The organism is Oryzihumus leptocrescens (assembly GCF_006716205.1).
Taxonomy (GTDB): domain Bacteria; phylum Actinomycetota; class Actinomycetes; order Actinomycetales; family Dermatophilaceae; genus Oryzihumus; species Oryzihumus leptocrescens.
This window is the reverse complement of record NZ_VFOQ01000001.1, coordinates 1,438,537-1,456,194: the sequence shown is the minus strand read 5'-3', so window position 1 is coordinate 1,456,194 and position 17,658 is coordinate 1,438,537. Positions and strand designations below refer to the sequence as shown.

Genomic DNA, 17,658 nt, shown 5'->3' with positions numbered 1-17,658 from the left:
ATCAGGGCCGTTGGTCCGCCTGGTCCGCGCGCGCAGCGCGGCGGGCCTCCAACCGGCGCTGGCGCGCCGACCACCACTCCTGGCCGACCACCGCCCCGCCGAGCATGACGACGCTGAAGCCGATGAACCACGACAGCAGCATGAACACGATGCCGATCGGGCCGTATCTGTCGAAGTTGTAGGTGATCGAGTCCGACAGGGACACCGCGGCGAACGCGCGCAGGCCGTAGAGGCCGACGGTGATCGTCGCGGCGCCGGTCAGCAGCGGCCGCCACCCCACCCTCCCGCCGAGCAGCAGGTGCTGCGTCCACCAGGCCCACGCGAACACGACCGGCGTCAGGCCCAGGGGCAGCAGCCACACCCGGCTGACGCCGTGCTCCGAGCTGCCCCCGAGCACCACCACCAGCGTGGCAGCCCCGAGCATCGTGGCGAGCCAGACGAGGGGACGCCACAGGTCACGCACCCCGCGGCCGGGCAGCTGCCAGGCGATCTCGTACCCCTTCTGCAGGGCCGCCGGCCACGTGTATGCGGACACCAGCGTCACCAGCGCCCCGATGTAGCTCGTGCTGGTGCGCTTGACCCCGGGTCCGCCGAACAGGAGCTGCACGTCGTGGGCCGCCTGCGCGCTCAGGCCCAGCCGCCGGGTCACGGTGGTCGCGACCCCGTGGCTGTCACCGAGCGGCACCAGCGCCGACAGGGTGATCAGCGCGGGGATGAGCAGCATCATCGCCAGGGCCGCGAGGACCATGGCCTGGTGGACCAGGTCCATCTCCAGGGCCCGCCGGCGCACCCGCCCGGCGGTGGTGGCCTCCGCCTTCTCCAGCGCGTGGTCGACGCGTTCGACCAGGGCCCGGGCACGGGCCGGCAACCGTTGCGGCACATGGGTGCTCAGCCGGGGAGTCGTCGGCACGGCACCTCCGCCGGACCCCGGCGCTGCACCCACGGCGGGAGCAGGAGGAACGGCGTCGCTGGGCGTCGGCGGCTCCCCGGACGCCGGCGGCTGGCCGGGGACGGGCTGCTGGCCGGGGACGGACGCAGCCACGCGAGTCACCCGCCGAGCAGCTTGGCCTTCGCCGCGGCGAACTCCTCGTCGTTCACGGCGCCCTGCTGGTGCAGCTGCTCGAGCTGCTGCAGCTGCGCGACCAGGTCCGTACCGCCTGACGCTGCGGCCTCGGGGGCTGGCGCCGGTGCGGGAGGCGGCGGCTCGGCATACCCCTGCTGCTGGTCCGGCGGCGCCTCCTGCGGGGGCGCGGCAGCGGCGTCCTGGGACGCCCACTTGCGCTGCTGGCGACGCTGCACCCGGCCGGCGACGGCGGAGGCGGTGCCCGCGACGACCGCGGTGCGCGCCACGCCACGGATCAGGCCCATGTCAGCCCGCCTGCTGCTGGTAGGACTCGAGCGCCTTGGACACGGTCTCGGCAGGGATCCGGACCTGGTCGACGACCCGTGCGTCGGCGCGTCGCATCGCCGTGACGAACCGCTCGGCCCAGGTGTTCTCCCAGACGATGAGGGCGGCCGAGCTGTTGTTGTCCAGGGCGGCGCCGACCTGGGCGACGTCCTCGGCGTCGAGGAGCCCGCCACCGAGCTGGCCGTCGAGGTCGGCGAACGCGGGCTGGAGGTCCGGGCCGAGGCCCGCCAGCTCGACCGAGCCCACCTCGCCGTTCTCGTCCTTGTAGACGAACAGCAGGTCCAGGACACGCACGATCCCGTCGACGACGAGCTCGCGCAGGGCAGGGGCGATCTCTCCCCGGAAGTTGTTGCCGGGGAACTCCACGATGAGCAGGTCTACGGGACCGGTTTCCATGGCTGACTCCGTTTCGTTGGCCGTGTTCCTGCATTCCACGGCCCCCGCCCGCGCGCTGAATCCCCCGCGGCGGATGAACCGCCGACCGCCCTCCAGCGACACGCTGGAGGGCATGACCGCGACCACACCCACCCCTGCCGTGTCCACCACCACCGCCCCCTCGCCGGCACCGGGGACGCCGCCCTCGCCGGGACCGCCCGCGCAGGTCGCGCCGGAGTACCTGAGCCCGGCGGACCGCTCCGCCCGCGGCAAGGACGCGCGCAAGCGGGTGCCCCTGGAGAGCCACGCCGACCCCGGCACGGGGTCGGGCCGGCTCGACCCGGTGACCCTGCTGGAGGGACAGGCCGGCAGCCGGGTGCCCGAGCTGGTGCCCGTGCGCTACGGCCGGATGCTGGTCTCGCCGTTCACGTTCTACCGCGGCGCGGCGCTGGTCATGGCAGCCGACCTCGCGAGGACACCGGCCTCCGGGTTCGACGTGCAGGCCTGCGGTGACGCGCACCTGTCCAACTTCGGCGTCTATGCGTCCCCGGAGCGGCGGATGGTCTTCGACGTCAACGACTTCGACGAGACCTACCCCGGCCCGTGGGAGTGGGACGTCAAGCGGCTCGTGGCCAGCCTCGCGGTCGCGGGCCGGGACAACGGCTTCAGCGCCAAGAAGCGTCGCATGGTGTGCGTCGACGCCACCGAGGCCTACCGCACGGCGATGCGCGAGTTCGCCGGCCAGCCCAACCTGGCCGTCTGGTACGCCAGCCTGGACGTCGACCAGTTCATGACGCAGTACAGCGACCAGATCAGCGCCAAGCAGCTCGCGCGGGCCCAGGAGAACGTCGCCAAGGCGCGCACCAAGGACAACCTGCAGGCGTTCAGCAAGCTGACCACGATGGTCGACGGGCAACGCCGGATCATCAGCGACCCGCCCGTGCTGGTGCCGATCGAGGAGCTCGTCCCCGGGGAGCCCGCGGACAACCTGTATGCCGCGCTGCGGGTCGTCATCGCCGGCTACCGCGACACCCTCCAACCGGACCGGCGCGTCCTGCTGGACCAGTTCCGCATGGTGCAGGTCGCGCGCAAGGTCGTCGGGGTGGGCAGCGTCGGCACCCGCGCCTGGGTGATCCTCATGCTCGGCCGCGACGACCGCGACCCCCTGTTCCTCCAGGCCAAGGAGGCCCAGCCGTCGGTGCTGGAGCCGTACCTGAACGGGCCGACCTACGGCAACCAGGGCTACCGCGTCGTCTCGGGCCAGCACCTCATGCAGGCCTCGTCGGACATCTTCCTCGGGACCGGGACGGTGGTGGGCATCGACGCGCAGAACCGCGACTTCTACGTACGCCAGCTGCGCGACGGCAAGGGATCGGCCGACGTGGAGCGGATGGTCCCCTCCGGGATGCGCGCCTACGCCCAGATGTGCGGCTGGACCCTGGCCCGCGCCCACGCCCGCTCCGGGGACCGGATCGGCATCGCCGCCTACCTCGGCAGCAGCGACCGGTTCGCCCAGGCGGTGGCCGACTTCGCCGAGTCGTACGCCGACCAGAACGAGGCCGACTTCCACGCGCTGGAGGAAGCCGAGCGTGCGGGGCGGATCAAGACGATGCGCGGGATCTGACACCTTCGGACCATCTGGCCCCCCGGGCGCTGCGACCCGGGGGGTCAGATGACGTTGAGCTCCCGGGCCCGGCGGATCGCCTCGTTGCGGCGGGCCACCGACAGCTTGCGCAGGATGCTGCGGATGTGTGACTTGACCGTGTTGACCGAGACGAACATGGCCTCGGCCACCTCCTCGGTCGTCAGCAGGTCGGCGAGGTGACGCAGGACCTCGGTCTCCCGCGCGCTCAGCGCCTCGACGATGATCGGCTCCTCGGCCGTGTCGCTCGCGAGGCGTCGCCGCTGGGCCGGCGCGGGGGCCCGTGCCGGCACCGATCGGGGCGTCCCAGGACCCGCCGAACGGTTCGCCACCGGACGGGCCGGGACGGCGCCCTCCGCGAGCCAGCGGGCCGCGTCGGCGACCGTGCCCTGGGCGGCCCACAGCCGGCGCACCTCGGGCGGGGCCTCGCGGAACGGGCGGCGCAGGCCCTCGGACCGCGCCCGCCGCACCGCGCGCCGCACCGCCGCGACTGCCTGGTCACGGCTGCCGTCGGCCAGACGAGCCTGCGCCTGCACCAGCCACGCCTCGACCTGCAGGTCGACGGGCAGCTCGTCGGCGTGCTCGACCGAGGCCGGGTCAAGGCCCGTCACCGACGACCCGACGCCGGCGGCCAGTGCCGCCTTGGTGCGGAGCACCACGCCACGCACGCCTGAGGAGGAATCCGCGGCCTCCCGTTGCGCGGCCGCCGGGTCGGCCGCCGCGAGCAGCGAGGCCACCCGCTCCTGGGCGAGGAGGTCCCCCAGCCACCCGGACGGCACGTCCTCGAGGTCGGGCAGGTCGGTCACCTCCTCCGGGCGGCCGAGCGCGCGCAGCGCCCGGGACCGCACGACGACGCCGAGCACCTGCAGCACCACGCGTTCGAGCGGCTCGGCCGACTCGCTGGACGGGGGCAGCAGGGACAGCGCCGCCTCGGCCGCGCCGGCTTCGACCTGGACCCATGCGGCCGCCACCGCCAGCGCAGCCGGGCCGCCGCTCTCCTCCGCCACGGACTGCTCCTCGAGCAGCCGGTCGGTGGTGTCGACCAGCTCCCGGGCGTGCTTGAGGTGCCCGAGCACGGCCTCGGCGAGCGCGCGCCGGCCCAGGTTGGCCACGTGGTCGGCCCCCAGACCGCCCTCGACGCACGCGCCGACGGCTCGGCCAAGGGTCGCCGTGGCGGCGGTCAGGTCCCCGCAGTGCAGCTGGGCCAGGCCACGGGTGGACAGCAGCCGCGCCCGCAGGTCCGCCGGCATGGGGGCGGGCTCCTCGCCGTCGGCAACCGCGGCCCAGGCCTGCTCCAGCCGGTCGGCCCACGCGCTGGCCCCCTCGGCGTCGGCATGGGAGGCGGCAGCGGCCAGCCGCGTCGTCGCCAGCGCCACCGCGAGGTGGCTGTCCTCGCCGGCCTGCTCGGTGGCTGCGCCGAGCGCGTCGTCGCAGGCCGGCAGGTCGCCCCGGCCGAGCGCCGCGGCGGCACGCACCACGGCGACCTCCGCACCCGGCGCGCCGGCCGGCATACCGGCGACCCGCTGGAGGGGCCATCCGAGGGACGGGCGCAGCAGGTCACCCACGAGCCCCTTGCGCACGACGAGGTGGGCGACCTCCTCCCAGCAGCCGGCAGCGGCCAGGTGCGCAAGCGCCTGGTCGACGATGCCCGCGTCGGCGAACCACCGCCCGGCCCGCTCGTGCAGCCCGGGGAGCAGCTCTGGTGACTCGTAGGCCAGCTGGGCGCGCAGCAGCTCCCGGAAGAGCGGGTGCGCGTGGTAGCAGCCGGCCAGGTCCCCCGCGGCCTCCACGAGGATGTTCTGGTGGGACAGGGTCATCAGCGACATCGCCGCCCCGACGTCCCCGGTCAGCACCTCGGCGAGCTCGGCGCACACCGGGTCGATGATGCTCGTGCGCAGCAGGAAGTCACGCAGGTGCGGCGGCTGGGCGGCGAGGATCTCCCCGGTGAGGTACTCCGCCAGGTTGGCGTCCTGGGCGCCGAGCAGCCAGTCGCCGGCCTCCGGGTCGGAGTCGGGGCGGTGCTCGCGGGCCAGCGCCGCGAGCTGCAGGCCCGCGGCCCAGCCCCTGGTGCGGTCGTGCAGGGCCACCACCATCGGCTCGGTCAGGTCGATGCCTGAGCCGGAGAGCAGCTCGCGGGCCTCCTCGCGGGTGAAGGCGAGGTCGGCCATGCGGATCTGGCTCATCATCCCGGTCAGCCGGTAGCGCTGCATCGGCAGCAGCGGGTCGACCCGGCTGAGCAGCACCAGCCGGATGCGCACCGAGGCCAGGCGCAGCAGCAGGTCGAGCTGGTGCGGCACCCGGGCGTCGCTGAGCCGCTCGACCTCGTCCAGGACGAGCACCACCGGCTCGGCGCGGTTGAGCAGGTCGGTGGCCAGCTGGGTGACGAGGGCGTCGTAGTCCTGCGGCAGGCCCGGAAGGCTCGCGGTGTGCGGCAGGTCGACACCGGCGCGGGAGAGCGCCTCGATGACGAAGAACCAGAACTCCTCCGGGGAACCGGTGGCCTCGCTCAGGGTCAGCCAGACCACGCGCCAGGGGACGCCGGGGTGGTCCAGCCAGCTGGCGGCCAGGGTCGTCTTGCCGGAGCCGGCCGGCGCGCTGACCAGGGTGAGTGGGCTCTCCCGCACCGCCTCGGTCAGCTGGGCCGTCAACCGTTCGCGCAGCACCGGACGCCGCGGCAACCGGGGCGGGGAGTACATCGTGGTGAGCATGAGGAAGTCGGCGGCGGCGGGGAGCCGGACGGGCACCCCCCCGGCACCGGGCGGCCGGGGGCGGGCCAGCGTGGTGTTGGACTGGTCCGGCACGAGCTATCGCCTCCAAAAGGCCCCCGAAATCATCCGTGCACGACGATCACAGCCTCAGGCCGGAGGTCCACCGTGGGATAGGGGCCAAGGTCCGCAAGGAGGCGGGCCGGCCCGTGCTGGATGGAGGCCTGGGATGGTCCAGTCGTATGACGTCACCGTGCTGGGGCCGCTGCCCGAGCAGGTGGAGCTGGTGCTGGGGCAGTCCGTCGTCGGGGAGGTCGGTGCCACGACGGTGCTGGGCACGCGCGGGACCGACGCCACCGCGTTGTCCCAGGCGATCGGGCGGGCGTCGCGGTTCGGCCTGGAGCTGGCCGGCCTGCACCGGGACGACCGGCGCGGCGAGCTGGAGGTCAGCGGACCACTCGGCCCCGTGCTCCAGGCCGCCTTTGCCGACCTCACGGTGGCCGTCGCGCGGCGCAGCAGCGTGCTCTGCCTGCGGCTGCCCGGGCGGATGCTGGCCTCGGCGCTGCGGCTGCTGACCGAGCAGGGCGTCGACCTGCTCAGCGTCCGCGTCGCGCCCTGCTGCGGACCGGCCTGAGGCCACGACGGCGCCCGGCCCGCGACCTGCACGGTCGCGGGCTGGGGCAGGTGGCGTCCGGCTGGGCCCGGGGCCGGTCAGCCCGGGACCGGCGGGTGTCAGGCCGGGCTCGGCGGCGGCCCGGCGTGGGCGCCGGGCGGTGCGGCCGGGCCCGGTGGGCGGCCGAGGAACTCGATGACGGCCAGGACGAGCAGCACGAGCACGGCCAGGAGCACGACCACCCCGGCCGTCGGCTGGGTCCAGAAGATGAGCGCCACCGCGCCGGCCGCCACCGTGGCCACACGCAGCCATCGCTTGTGGTCCCAGACCCACGGGCCGAACCGTCCGGTGCGCAGGCCCGCGGACTCGGCACCGCCGCGCAGCCACCCGATGCCGCGCACCAGGGCGCGCCGGGTGGACACCGCGGTCACCGACCCGCCGCTCATGAACGCCGCCAGCGCGACCACCAGGCCGGCCACGAGCACCGCGCGCAGGGACGTGCGCAGGAACCGCACGACGGTGTCGAAGATCGCCGCGGCCGCGTCGTGGGGCAGCGTGCTGGGCACCGCGTCGAGGTAGAGCGGGCGGACGATGGCCAGCCCCAGCCCGAGCAGGAGCATGCCGCCGGCCACGCCCAGGCCCGAGGCCAGCGTGGCGCGCCGGTGGTTGCCGGCGACGTAGATGCCGATCGCGAGCAGCACCAGCGCGATGATGGGGAGCCACACGCCCAGCGTGTTGAGCAGGCTGTAGATCCCCTGCGCCTTGGTGACGCCCTGCGACTGGAACACGGTGAACGAGGCGTTGACGGCCGGGATGTTGCTGGCCACCGTGAAGCCCTGCGCCACGAGCCGGTTCTTCACCTCGTTGACGAACGGCCCGAGGTTGACCGTGACCTGCCCGTTCTTGGAGCTCACTGCCCCGCCCTGCTTGCCGGTCAGGACGTTGACCATCTGCTCGTGGGCGACCCGGTTGGCCTGCGTCCACGCCTGGGCGAAGGCCGGGCTGGCCACGACCTTGGCGACCTGGTCGTGCACGAACCCCTGCACACCGTTGTTGATCGGCCCCTCCAGGGCGTGCAGCCGCGTGGTCAGCTCCGGGGGCACTCCCCGGGCCTGCAGGGCGTCGAGCAGCTGCGTGGTCAGCGCGGGCACGTCCACGTGAGTGAACACCTGCCTGGTCACGGCGTCGGTCACCGCGGCCTGCACGTCGGGGTCGTGCGCCAGCGGGGCGACCGTCTCGACGTACCGGCTGGTGTCGGAGACCTCCCGGTTGGCCCAGACGGCCAGCACCGACAGCGGCGCCAGCAGCGAGCCGACCACGATGAGCAGCCCGGCGACCCAGGCACGCCATCGTCCGGGCCGAGGAGCCCGGGTGGTGTCCGCGGGCGCAGTGGCCCGGGCTGTGGCCAGCTCCTGCTCCAGCGAGGCGATGCGCGCGTTGAGCCGGGCGACCTCCTGCTCCTGTGGCGGCCGCGCCGCCGGTGCACTGGGTTCGGACACGCGGTTCCCTCCGTCGATGCAGGCCCTGCCCTCTCCCCGAGCCTCACCCCGGCCGGCCGGTCCCGCCTCCCTCAGTGCGGATGACTCGGTGCGGCCGCCTCAGAGCGGGTGGCTCGGCGCGGGTGACCCGGCCGGGGCCGCGGTGGCGGGGACCTCCCCGTCGTCCAGGCCGCGCCGGTGGCCGAGGTCGCGCAGCCAGCGGACCAGCTGGCGGTGGACAGCGTCGGCGCCGCGCAGCGGGGCGTCCTGGACCGGCCACGCGGCCGGGTGCAGCAGCACCGCCTGCGTCTGCCACCCACCGAGGCCGCCGTGGTTGCCGACCAGCTCCTCGAACGCGGCCACCTCGCCCGTGCCCGGGTCCATCGCGCTGTTGAGCACCAGGTCCCCGACGTGCTCGAGCCGGGCGTGCCGCAGCACCTCGCGCGGCGCCGCCTCCCCGAACGGGGCCAGCGGGTCGCGCCCCTCCACCCGGTCCTCCTCCAGGTATCGCGTGCCGTCGCGCCCCAGCGCGACCAGCCCGTGCGCCCGGGTCTGCACGACCACGTAGCCGATCCCGGGGTGGGCGACCAGGGCCGGCAGCAGCCCGGGCCACGCGGCCTCGACCTCCTCCCGGGTCATCCGCCCGGGGTGACCCGGGAACCACACCATCGACAGGTTGCCCGAGGCGATGACCACGACGTCGGCGGCGGCTCCCCCCTCGGGCGCCCCGGCCGGCGCCGAGGCCGCTGCTCCATCGTGGCTGCCGCCCTCGAGGTGGACCTCGTCGTCCACGGACCGGTGCCGCAGGACCCGGCGCACGGCGTGCCCGGTGGCACCGCCCTGGCTGCCCACCTGGGACAGGAAGGTGTTGGCCGGTCCGGCGGTCTCCTCCACCCCGGTGGAGGCCGTCACCGTCGGAGCGCCGCTCCCCCCGGGCGCGCCCATCAACGACCGGACCAGCTCCTCCAGGGTCTGCCCGTGCCGCTGGCGGAAGGTCGCGCCCTGGCTCTGCCCGTGGTCGGAGAGCACGACGAAGGCGTAGGGGCGCGGTGCGTGCTCGACCGCGGACTCCAGCACCCCCAGGAGCTGGTCGAGCCCGGCGAGGGAGGCCATCGACTCCGGCCGGGTCGGCCCCGCGTGGTGGGCGATCTCGTCGTAGTCCGTGAAGTCGGTGTAGACCGACGGCGTCCCCGCCATCATCTGCTCCACGATCAGCCCGGCGTTGAGGTCGCGCAGCAGCACGTTGGTCACGGCCCGCAGCAGCACGTACGAGCCGTGCCGGTCGATCCGCGGCTCCACCCCGCGCTGCCGCTGGCGCCGCGCCTGGAACTTCTCCTTGACCATCTCCGCGACGGACAGCACGAGGGACCGGCACAGCCCGTAGGGGTTGATGAAGAACGCCGCGTAGCCCCGGGAGGGACCGCGCCGCCGGGCTGCCCGGCGGGTGTCCTGCCCGCCCACCGCGCTCATCGTGAGCAGGGCGGTCGGCGCGTCACCTGTGAAGATGTTGGAGATGCTGGTGCCGCCGTCGGCCAGCAGTCCCCGTCCGTCGGTGAGCCGCTGCTGGATCACGTGGGCGTCCTTGGGCTTGCTGGCCACCATCAGCCGGCCGTGCTCCTTCTCGTACCACCGGAACGCCGGGACCTGCGCGCTGGCGCCGTGCAGCAGCCCGGCCTGGCTGGCCGGCGTGGTGGATGGAAGCTGGGCCTGCCACTCGGTCAGCGTGTGCGTGCCGGTGCGCACCCACCGGGTCATCGTGGGCAGGTCCCCGCTGCGGATCCCCCACTGCAGCAACGGCGCCGACAGCCCGTCGAGCTGGATGAACACCACGCCGGGCACCGAGGTGGCCGTCACCGACCCGGCGGCCCGCCGGGACTGGCCGAGCAGGTGCGACAGGAAGGCGGTGTCGTCACCGGCCGAGCCGACCCAGCTGATCGTCGTGGTGAGCAGCGCGAACAGCCAGGACCCCCAGAACGCCGGCCAGAAGCCCGACACGGTGATCCCCGGGCTGAGCACCAGCGCCAGGGCGAACAGCCCCACCTCGGCGAACAGCCCCGCCAGCAGCACCCCCACCCAGCCGAGCAGGAGCGCGAAGGAGGTCACCACCGGCCGCAGCAGCGCGGTCAGCACGCCGAGCAGGGCAGCGGCCACGAGCACGTCCCACCGCGTCGAGGCGTTCAGCCCCGGCACCACCCAGATGGTCAGGGACAGGACCACCCAGGCCAGGACCAGCCCCACGAGCATGCGGCGGACCTCGGTCCAGGAGGTCAGCCGCCGTCCCCTCAGCAGCCGCCAGCCGACCCGTGCGCGGGAGCTCGCGCCCCCGGTGCTGGCCTGGTTCTCGTCCATGCCGGGGCCCTGCCTTCCGGTGCGGCGGTGCAGCGGCTCCAGCATCGGCCCGCGCCGAGCCCGGCTGCCTCATCCTGCGGGGACACCTGTGCACGGGTCCGGCTCATCCGTGTGGGAGGTCGTCACCGGGCCGGCCGCCGACCGAGACTTCCGGGGACGGTCGAGAGCCAGGGAGGACGGCATGAACCCACGGACGTACGAGGTCCGGGTCAGCGGGCTGGTCCCGCCGGAGCTCGTCGAGGGCCTCGACGTGGCCGAGGTGACCGAGGAGCCGGTCCGCACGGTGATCCGCACCGCCCCCTCCGACCAGGCCGCCCTGCTGGGCCTGCTGGAGCGCCTGCGCGCCCTCGGGGTCGAGCTGCTCGAGGTGCGCCAGCTGCTGGAGGACTCCCCCTCCCCCACCCCCACCCCCTGACCCGCGACGACACAGGTATGCCGCGTCGCCTGGTGGCGACGCGGCATACCTGTTGTGCCCCAAGGGGACCCGACCGGGGTCAGGACTCCTTGAGCTCCCCGCCGTGCACAGCCAGGGCATAGATCACCAGGACGTCCAGGGCGATGATCGTGATCGACCACAGCGGGTAGGCCGCGATGTAGGCGAGGTTCACGATCGCGCTCAGGCCAGCCAGGGCCATGCCGATGATGCGGGCCCACATCTTGCCGGCGAGCACCGCGAAGCCGGCGGCGATCAGCACGACGCCGATGATGAGGTGCACCCAGCCCCACGCGGCGATGTTGACGTGGACGAGCAGGCCCTTGCTCGAGACCAGCAGGTAGTTCTGGTTGAACAGGGCGGTCAGCGCCTCGATGACCTGGAACGCCCCGACCATCATCATCATGATGCCGGCGAAGTACGCCCAGCCGACCCAGGCGGTCTGCGGGTGTTCGGAGATGGGGCCTGCCGAGGACGCGTGCTGAGGCATCCCCGCCTCCATGCTCCTCGCAGACGAGAAGTTCGACATGTCGCTCATCGCGATCCTCCGGTTGTTGCGGCTCACCGGGTCCCGGGACGGGTCTCCGTGTGCACCTCCACGCTTGCCCCGGCGCCCGGACCGCCACATCATGCGGCGCGGATGATCGGGGCCGGCGTGGCCGACCGGGTTCAGAGCCGGCTCTCGGCGCCGTGGACCGAGACGGCGTAGATGACGATGACGTCGAGGGTGATGACGGTCAGCGCCCACCACGGGTTGGCCGCGATGAACGCCAGGTTCGCCACCGCGCTGAGGAACGCCACGACGATGGCCACGGCACGCGCCCAGGTCTGCCCCGCGAGCAGGCCGTAGCCGGCGGCGATGAGCAGCAGCCCGAAGGCGAGCTGGATGATGCCCCAGCCGGTGTAGTTGATGTGCAGCGCGAGCGCCGAGCTCGCGACGGAGTAGTAGGCCTTGTTGAAGAAGGCGACCATCGCCATCATCACCTCGATCGCGCCGAGCGTGATCATCGTGAAGCTGGCGAACACCACCCAGCCGACCCACCTGGTGGGGGTCCGGGTGACGCCGGGATGCGCGTGGGCCATCTCCTGCTCCTTCCAGTGCCGGGCGGCACGCGCCGCGCGGGACGGACCTGCCGTCCCCTCCACGCTGGCGCACCGGAGCACGGGGCAGATCACTCGCCGGGGATGACGCGGCCCCCCGGCCCGGGACGGTGGCATGGACCCGAGGGGCGAGACCGTCTCGTCGCCGCAGTCAAGGGAGCAACATGAGCACGCTGATCGCCATCGGGTACCCCGACGAGACGACCGCCACGGCCGCGGGCGACAAGGCCGAGGAGCTGGCCAAGGAGCTGATCATCCAGCCGGACGCCATCGCCGTGATCCGCCGGGACAAGCAGGGCAAGTACCACGTCACCACCAACCACAACCCCGTCGCGGGCGGGACGACGTGGGGGATGTTCTGGGGCCTGCTGTTCGGGATGCTGTTCTTCGTCCCGTTCCTCGGCATGGCCCTCGGTGCCGGCCTCGGCGCCCTCATGGGCAAGGTCGAGAAGGTCGGCATCGACAAGGAGTTCGAGAAGCAGGTCAAGGACATGGTGCAGCCGGGCACGTCGGCGCTGTTCCTGGTGATCGAGCACGCGACGCCGGACAAGGCCGTCGAGGCCATGGCGCCGTTCGGCGGCAAGGTCTTGAAGTCCTCGCTGTCCAAGGACGCCGAGAAGGAGCTGCAGGAGGCCCTGCACGGCCAGGGTGCCGCCGCAGCCTCGGCCGCGACGCCGCAGACGACTGCCAGCGCCTGACCTCACCCTCCCACCCGGTGGCCGCGGCATGCGCCGCGGCCACCGTCGTGTGTCCCCGCGGCGCGCAGCCGTTCCGGCAGGCGGTTCCTCAGCCGGCGGTCCTGTCGCCGGGGCCGTGAGGCTCGCCCCCGTCCTCGGGAGCCGGCTCCTCCGCGAGCGGCAGGCCGGTGTCGCCGGCCGGTGCCCGGCCCTGCCGGCGCAGCCCCTCCTGGACCGCGCCGACCAGCACCCGGGCGATGACCCCGACGAAGACCAGGTCGCCGACCATCTGCAGGGTGGTGACGATCCTGGCCGTCTCGCTGACCGGGGTGATGTCACCGAAGCCCACCGTGGCGAAGACCGTGACGACGAAGTACAGCGCGTCCATCCGGGTCATGGACTGCGAGTAGTTGCCGGGGTTGGCCAGCTCGATGAGGAAGTGGGTCGCCGCGCAGATGGCGAGGAAGAGCGGCAGCGTGGTGCCTACTGCCTCCACCGCCCGCAGCCGGGGGTGCGGCGAGCGCAGGATGCAGCGCACCTGCCAGACGAGCAGCGCCGCGACGGCGGCCAGCAGCACGACGACCCAGAGGGTCAGGCTCACCCGCGACCCGTTCAGCGGTGCGGTGAAGTAGAGGACGAAGACGGCGGTGGCCACGGCGAGCGAACGCAGCAGCGCACCCGCGAGCAGGCGCCGGGACCCCCCGCTGCCCAACCGGACCGGGCGTGACACCGGATCCGCCGCTCAGGGCTGGGGCTGCGGGGTGCGGGGGGCCGTCGGCGGCCCGGGGGCGGTCGCCGGTGAGGGCGGCGGCGCGGACGGCGCGCCTCCCGGCTCCAGGGCCCCCACCAGGGTGGCGTGCTGCTCGCTGCTGAGCTGCCCCTCGGCATACAGCCGCTCGACGCGTTCGCGCAGGGCGGCGACCTCGTCCGGGGTGGCCGCGGACGCGCCGGCCAGGGTGCGCACCGTGCGGCGCACCTCGAAGGCGAGGACGCACTCCAGCACCCCTGTGAGGACCGCCCACAGGCCGAGCACCACCACCACGAGGCTCACCGTCACCTCCGGGCGTCGCACCACCCAGAGGCCGAGCAGGACCTCGACCGCGCCCACCGCGGCCGACAGGCCCCACGCCGGCAGCGCGTGCCGCCGGGCGACCGAGGTCACCAGGTGGAAGCCGCCGGCGAGGACCAGCCAGATGCCGGCCACCTCGGCCAGGACGAGGAACGTCGGGGCCGGCCAGGCGAGCAGCACGACCCCGGCGAGCACTTCGACGATCCCGGCCAGGACCTGCTCGCCACGACTCTCCCGGGCGTAGACGGGGCTGAACACCAGGGCCACGCCGTGGATGAGGAACAGCAGCCCGACCACCACGACCAGGCCCTTGACCGCCCAGTCGGTGACGAGGATGAGCAGGCCGACGAGGACGCTGACCAGCCCGGTCAGCAGCGGCACCCACCACAGCAGGCTGACCTGGCGCGCCGCCTGGGCCAGCACCGGGCCCTCATGCGCCACGCCCGCCTGCGCCGTGCCGACCTGCGTCATCTCCTCACCTCCCTGGGCTCCGGCTCAGGTGCCCACGGCGACCGGGGCCGGGGCCTGGGCGGACGCCCGCTCCAGCGCCTCGTCGAGAGTGATCGCCGCGTCGATCAGGGACAGGTGGGTGAACGCCTGCGGGAAGTTGCCCAGCTGCTCGCCGGACAGCCCGATCTCCTCGGCATAGAGGCCGACGTGGTTGGCGTAGGTGAGCATCTTCTCGAACACCAGCCGCGCCTCCTCGACCCGGCCGGACCGGGCCAGGGCGTCGGCGTAGTTGAAGGTGCACAGCGAGAAGGTGCCCTCGGACCCCCGCAGGCCGTCCGGGGAGGCGCTGGGGTCGTAGCGGTAGACGAGGCTGTCGGTGACCAGCTCGTCCCTCATCGCATCGAGGGTCGAGAGCCACATCGGGTCCTTCGGCGCCACGAAGCCCTCACGCGACATCCGCAGCAGCGAGGAGTCCAGGACGCGGTCCTCGTAGTGCTGTACGAAGGCCTGCCGCTCGGGGTTCCAGCCGCGCTCCATGACCTGCGCGTAGATCGCGTCCCGCGCCTCGCGCCAGCGCTCCACCGGGGCGGGTCGCCCGTGCCGCGAGGCCAGGCGCAGGCCGCGGTCGAAGGCCACCCAGCTCATCAGCCGGCCGTAGGTGAAGTCCTTGCGCCCACCCCGGGTCTCCCAGATGCCCTCCTCGGGCTGGTCCCAGTTGTCGCACAGCCAGTTGAGCATCTCGCTGACGGCCAGCCAGCCGGCGTGCCCGGCCTGCAGACCCCGCTCGTCGCCCAGGGAGATGCTGTCCATGGCCTCGCCGTAGATGTCGAGCTGCAGCTGACCCGCGGCGTCGTTGCCCACCCGCGCGGGGAAGGACCCCCGGTAGCCCGACCAGTGCTCCAGCACGTCCTCCTTGAGGTCAGAGGAACCGTCCACGCGATACATGATGTTGAGCGGGCCGGTGTCACTGCCCACGTGCTCCCTCACCCGGTCCGCCAGCCACCGCCCCAGGCCAGTTGCCTCGTCGGTGTAGCCCAGGCGCAGGAGGGAGAACACCGAGAAGGACGCGTCGCGCACCCACGTGTAGCGGTAGTCCCAGTTGCGCTCGCCGCCGACCTGCTCGGGCAGCCCCATGGTGGGGGCGGCCACGAGGCCACCGGTGGGCGCGTAGGTCATCAGCTTCAGCGTGACGGCCGAGCGCATGATCTCCTCGCGCCAGCGCCCGGTGTAGGTCGATCGCGCCACCCACGCCTTCCAGTACGTGACGGTGTCGTCGAACAGCCTCCGGATCTCGTGGACCGGGATCTCCTGGGCCGGCCCGTGCGCGCCGGTCTCCAGCACGACACCGCGGATCTGCCCGGCCTGGAGCGTCACCTTCATCGTCAGGTCGCCCTCGTGCTCGCTCACCTGGCCGAGCCGCTCGTCCTCGGGCTCGCGCACGATGTGGACCGCCACGTTCGCGCCGTGGCTGCGGAACACCGCGCCGTTCTCCGACAGCTCGACCGTGTGGGACGCGCGCCCGTAGTCGAACCGCGGTGACAGCTCGATGTCGAACGACATGTGTCCCCGCACGCAGCGGATCATCCGCACGAGCCGGTGCCGGTCGGTGGCCGCCGCCCCGCTGATCGGCATGAAGTCGGCGACCTCACCCACGCCCTCCTCGCTGAGGAAGCGGGTGACCAGCACGGCCGTGTCGGGGAAGTACATCTGCTTGGTCTCATACCCGGTCCCGGCAGGGCGGATCCGGAAGCGGCCGCCCTTCTCGGCGTCGAGCAGTGCCCCGAAGATGCTGGGCGAGTCGAAGCGTGGCGCGCAGAACCAGTCGATCGACCCGTCGGTGGCGACCAGCGCGCTGGTCTGCAGGTCACCGATCAGGCCGTGGTCGGCGATGCGGGGGTAGTCCGGCTGCTCGGGCATGACGTTCTCGATTCCTCTTCGGGTATGCCTCGGGTCCCCGCCATCATGTGAGCCGCGCACCGGCGCGGGCCTCACCCGTCCCGGATGAACCCCCACCCGGCTCGGGGCGCCTACCGTGCCGCCAGACGGCGCTCGGCGGCGGGAGGCACCATGGCGGGCACGGAGGCGCACCACCCCGTGGAGACGACGAAGGGCACGGGGGTGCGCTTCCTCGGGCACGCCACGTTCGAGCTCGACCTGGGCGCCGCCACCGTGCTCACCGACCCGCTGCTGCGCCAGCGGGTGACGTTTCTGCGCCGGCTCGCGCCTCCGCCCCGGCCGCCCTCGCCCACGCCGACCGCCGTGGTGGTGTCGCACCTGCACCACGACCACTGCGACCTGAGGTCCCTGGCGCTGCTGGCCCCGTCGACCCCGGTCGTGGTGCCTGCGGGTGGCGCGGACCTGCTGCGGCGACACGGGTTCGACGCCGTGGTGCCGCTGGCGGCCGGGCAGTCCTGGCGGGCCGGCGGGCTCACCGTGACGGCCACGCCGGCCCGGCACAGCGGCCGCCGGGAGCCGTGGGGCCCGAGCGCCGGTGCGGTCGGCTACCTGCTCGAGACGCCCGGTCACCGGGTCTACTTCGCCGGCGACACCGACCTGTTCGCCCAGATGGAGGGCCTGGGCGCGCCGCTGGACCTCGCGCTGGTCCCGGTCGGCGGCTGGGGTCCCCGGCTCGGGCCGGGCCACCTGGACCCGGTGCGCGCGGCGGAGGCGGTGGCCCGGCTGCGCCCCCGCGTCGTGGTGCCGATGCACTACGGGAGCTTCGGGCCGCTCGGCTACCGGCCGTCCGTGGCCACGCGGCGGGCGCCCGCGCAGGAGTTCGCCCGGGAGGTGCATCGCCGCTCCCCCGCGACCCACGTGCGCGTGCTGGCCCCCGGGTCCGGACGCACCTGGGTGGCCTGACTCAGCGCCGGGCGGGCACCTGGGCGGTCCAGTCGTAGACCACCGACGTGCGCAGCAGCAGGTCCTGCACCGAGCGGTTCTGCCGGCTCAGCGCCACCCAGAAGAGCAGGATGGGGAACAGCACGCACAGCACCGCCCGCACCAGGGCCAGGCCGGCGCCCGGCAGGCGACCGTGCCGGTTGACGACCCGAAGCCCCAGCAACCGGTCCCCCACGGTCTGCCCGGTGGTCATCCACCCGAACGCCAGGTATGCCGTGAGCAGGCAGAGCAGGGCCGTCAGCAACCAGCCCTGGCCGGGGTCGGGGAAGTGAAAGTCCCTGGGACGCAACAGGAACAGCACGGCCGCCCACACGGCATACAGGACCAGGACCCCGACGCAGGCGACGAGCAGGTCGACGACCGCTGCGGTGCACCGCGTCACCACGCCGGCTCGGCGTCCCTGCGCGGCGCGGGCCGGCGCGGGGACGAGGATCCGCGTGACGGCGGAACGGTCGGGCAC

Annotated in this window: 17 protein-coding genes; 5 read left to right on the top strand and 12 right to left on the bottom strand. The window is 73.6% G+C overall.

Going from position 1 to position 17,658, the window contains the following annotated elements:
• Position 1: 1 nt before the first annotated feature.
• The 3 genes from FB474_RS06945 to FB474_RS06935 are packed head-to-tail and all read right to left on the bottom strand — an operon-like array spanning position 2 to position 1,804.
• Positions 2 to 1,042 carry a YihY/virulence factor BrkB family protein gene (locus FB474_RS06945; RefSeq protein ID WP_141787978.1) on the bottom strand — a complete coding sequence of 347 codons (1,041 nt, stop codon included), beginning with the start codon at positions 1,040 to 1,042 and terminating at the stop codon, positions 2 to 4.
• A 5-nt stretch (positions 1,043 to 1,047) separates the two neighbouring features.
• A complete protein-coding gene (locus tag FB474_RS06940) occupies positions 1,048 to 1,368 on the bottom strand; it encodes an SHOCT domain-containing protein (RefSeq protein ID WP_141787977.1) in 321 nt (106 codons plus the stop codon).
• 1 nt (position 1,369) lies between these two features.
• Positions 1,370 to 1,804 carry a DUF6325 family protein gene (locus tag FB474_RS06935; RefSeq protein ID WP_141787976.1) on the bottom strand — a complete coding sequence of 145 codons (435 nt, stop codon included), beginning with the start codon at positions 1,802 to 1,804 and terminating at the stop codon, positions 1,370 to 1,372.
• A 112-nt stretch (positions 1,805 to 1,916) separates the two neighbouring features.
• Here FB474_RS06935 and FB474_RS06930 point away from each other — a divergent pair, with 112 nt between their 5' ends.
• Positions 1,917 to 3,407 carry a DUF2252 domain-containing protein gene (locus FB474_RS06930; protein WP_141787975.1) on the top strand — a complete coding sequence of 497 codons (1,491 nt, stop codon included), beginning with the start codon at positions 1,917 to 1,919 and terminating at the stop codon, positions 3,405 to 3,407.
• Between the two features lie 44 nt (positions 3,408 to 3,451).
• On the opposite strand, the gene FB474_RS06925 is transcribed toward FB474_RS06930, so the two are convergent.
• Entirely contained in the window at positions 3,452 to 6,226 is a 2,775-nt protein-coding gene (locus tag FB474_RS06925; protein WP_141787974.1) for a winged helix-turn-helix domain-containing protein, read from the bottom strand.
• A 133-nt stretch (positions 6,227 to 6,359) separates the two neighbouring features.
• On the opposite strand from FB474_RS06925, the gene FB474_RS06920 reads away from it, so the two are divergent.
• Complete coding sequence (locus FB474_RS06920) at positions 6,360 to 6,764, top strand: hypothetical protein (RefSeq protein ID WP_141787973.1); 405 nt, start codon at positions 6,360 to 6,362, stop codon at positions 6,762 to 6,764.
• Positions 6,765 to 6,862: 98 nt separating this feature from the next.
• Here FB474_RS06920 and FB474_RS06915 read toward each other — a convergent pair whose 3' ends face one another.
• Together FB474_RS06915 and FB474_RS06910 are read right to left on the bottom strand one after the other, a co-directional pair.
• Positions 6,863 to 8,242 (bottom strand): hypothetical protein, encoded by a 1,380-nt coding sequence (locus FB474_RS06915; protein WP_141787972.1) that lies wholly within the window; start codon positions 8,240 to 8,242, stop codon positions 6,863 to 6,865.
• A 99-nt stretch (positions 8,243 to 8,341) separates the two neighbouring features.
• A complete protein-coding gene (locus tag FB474_RS06910) occupies positions 8,342 to 10,570 on the bottom strand; it encodes a phage holin family protein (protein ID WP_185746072.1) in 2,229 nt (742 codons plus the stop codon).
• 181 nt (positions 10,571 to 10,751) lie between these two features.
• Here FB474_RS06910 and FB474_RS06905 point away from each other — a divergent pair, with 181 nt between their 5' ends.
• The gene (locus FB474_RS06905) at positions 10,752 to 10,985 is read left to right on the top strand and encodes a hypothetical protein (RefSeq protein ID WP_141787970.1); all 234 of its coding nucleotides are present in this window, start codon (positions 10,752 to 10,754) and stop codon (positions 10,983 to 10,985) included.
• A 79-nt stretch (positions 10,986 to 11,064) separates the two neighbouring features.
• On the opposite strand, the gene FB474_RS06900 is transcribed toward FB474_RS06905, so the two are convergent.
• Together FB474_RS06900 and FB474_RS06895 are read right to left on the bottom strand one after the other, a co-directional pair.
• Positions 11,065 to 11,493 (bottom strand): DUF7144 family membrane protein, encoded by a 429-nt coding sequence (locus FB474_RS06900; protein WP_221632464.1) that lies wholly within the window; start codon positions 11,491 to 11,493, stop codon positions 11,065 to 11,067.
• A gap of 179 nt (positions 11,494 to 11,672) precedes the next feature.
• The gene (locus tag FB474_RS06895) at positions 11,673 to 12,086 is read right to left on the bottom strand and encodes a DUF7144 family membrane protein (RefSeq protein WP_141787969.1); all 414 of its coding nucleotides are present in this window, start codon (positions 12,084 to 12,086) and stop codon (positions 11,673 to 11,675) included.
• 182 nt (positions 12,087 to 12,268) lie between these two features.
• Between FB474_RS06895 and FB474_RS06890 the strand changes: the two genes are divergently transcribed.
• On the top strand, positions 12,269 to 12,802 hold the full coding sequence (locus FB474_RS06890; protein WP_141787968.1) for a DUF1269 domain-containing protein: 534 nt from the start codon (positions 12,269 to 12,271) through the stop codon (positions 12,800 to 12,802).
• Positions 12,803 to 12,890: 88 nt separating this feature from the next.
• Here FB474_RS06890 and FB474_RS06885 read toward each other — a convergent pair whose 3' ends face one another.
• Genes FB474_RS06885 through FB474_RS06875 form a run of 3 tightly spaced genes read right to left on the bottom strand, consistent with a single transcriptional unit; the run spans position 12,891 to position 16,217 of the window.
• A complete protein-coding gene (locus tag FB474_RS06885) occupies positions 12,891 to 13,511 on the bottom strand; it encodes a potassium channel family protein (protein WP_221632463.1) in 621 nt (206 codons plus the stop codon).
• A gap of 12 nt (positions 13,512 to 13,523) precedes the next feature.
• A complete protein-coding gene (locus FB474_RS06880) occupies positions 13,524 to 14,321 on the bottom strand; it encodes an HdeD family acid-resistance protein (protein ID WP_141787967.1) in 798 nt (265 codons plus the stop codon).
• A gap of 24 nt (positions 14,322 to 14,345) precedes the next feature.
• Positions 14,346 to 16,217, bottom strand: coding sequence for a glycoside hydrolase family 15 protein (locus tag FB474_RS06875; RefSeq protein WP_141787966.1), 1,872 nt, complete (start codon positions 16,215 to 16,217; stop codon positions 14,346 to 14,348).
• Between the two features lie 150 nt (positions 16,218 to 16,367).
• Here FB474_RS06875 and FB474_RS06870 point away from each other — a divergent pair, with 150 nt between their 5' ends.
• A complete protein-coding gene (locus FB474_RS06870) occupies positions 16,368 to 17,159 on the top strand; it encodes an MBL fold metallo-hydrolase (RefSeq protein WP_185746071.1) in 792 nt (263 codons plus the stop codon).
• A gap of 1 nt (position 17,160) precedes the next feature.
• Here the strand turns inward: FB474_RS06870 and FB474_RS06865 are convergent, their stop codons facing one another.
• On the bottom strand, positions 17,161 to 17,658 hold the full coding sequence (locus FB474_RS06865; protein ID WP_221632462.1) for an RDD family protein: 498 nt from the start codon (positions 17,656 to 17,658) through the stop codon (positions 17,161 to 17,163).

What these genes read in the sequence shown, in the direction of transcription:
- FB474_RS06940 (WP_141787977.1), bottom strand. Translation starts at nt 1,368, where the DNA reads ATGGGCCTGATCCGTGGCGTGGCGCGCACCGCGGTCGTCGCGGGCACC.
- FB474_RS06935 (WP_141787976.1), bottom strand. Translation starts at nt 1,804, where the DNA reads ATGGAAACCGGTCCCGTAGACCTGCTCATCGTGGAGTTCCCCGGCAAC.
- FB474_RS06930 (WP_141787975.1), top strand. Translation starts at nt 1,917, where the DNA reads ATGACCGCGACCACACCCACCCCTGCCGTGTCCACCACCACCGCCCCC.
- FB474_RS06920 (WP_141787973.1), top strand. Translation starts at nt 6,360, where the DNA reads ATGGTCCAGTCGTATGACGTCACCGTGCTGGGGCCGCTGCCCGAGCAG.
- FB474_RS06910 (WP_185746072.1), bottom strand. Translation starts at nt 10,570, where the DNA reads ATGGACGAGAACCAGGCCAGCACCGGGGGCGCGAGCTCCCGCGCACGG.
- FB474_RS06905 (WP_141787970.1), top strand. Translation starts at nt 10,752, where the DNA reads ATGAACCCACGGACGTACGAGGTCCGGGTCAGCGGGCTGGTCCCGCCG.
- FB474_RS06900 (WP_221632464.1), bottom strand. Translation starts at nt 11,493, where the DNA reads ATGCCTCAGCACGCGTCCTCGGCAGGCCCCATCTCCGAACACCCGCAG.
- FB474_RS06895 (WP_141787969.1), bottom strand. Translation starts at nt 12,086, where the DNA reads ATGGCCCACGCGCATCCCGGCGTCACCCGGACCCCCACCAGGTGGGTC.
- FB474_RS06890 (WP_141787968.1), top strand. Translation starts at nt 12,269, where the DNA reads ATGAGCACGCTGATCGCCATCGGGTACCCCGACGAGACGACCGCCACG.
- FB474_RS06880 (WP_141787967.1), bottom strand. Translation starts at nt 14,321, where the DNA reads ATGACGCAGGTCGGCACGGCGCAGGCGGGCGTGGCGCATGAGGGCCCG.
- FB474_RS06875 (WP_141787966.1), bottom strand. Translation starts at nt 16,217, where the DNA reads ATGCCCGAGCAGCCGGACTACCCCCGCATCGCCGACCACGGCCTGATC.
- FB474_RS06870 (WP_185746071.1), top strand. Translation starts at nt 16,368, where the DNA reads ATGGCGGGCACGGAGGCGCACCACCCCGTGGAGACGACGAAGGGCACG.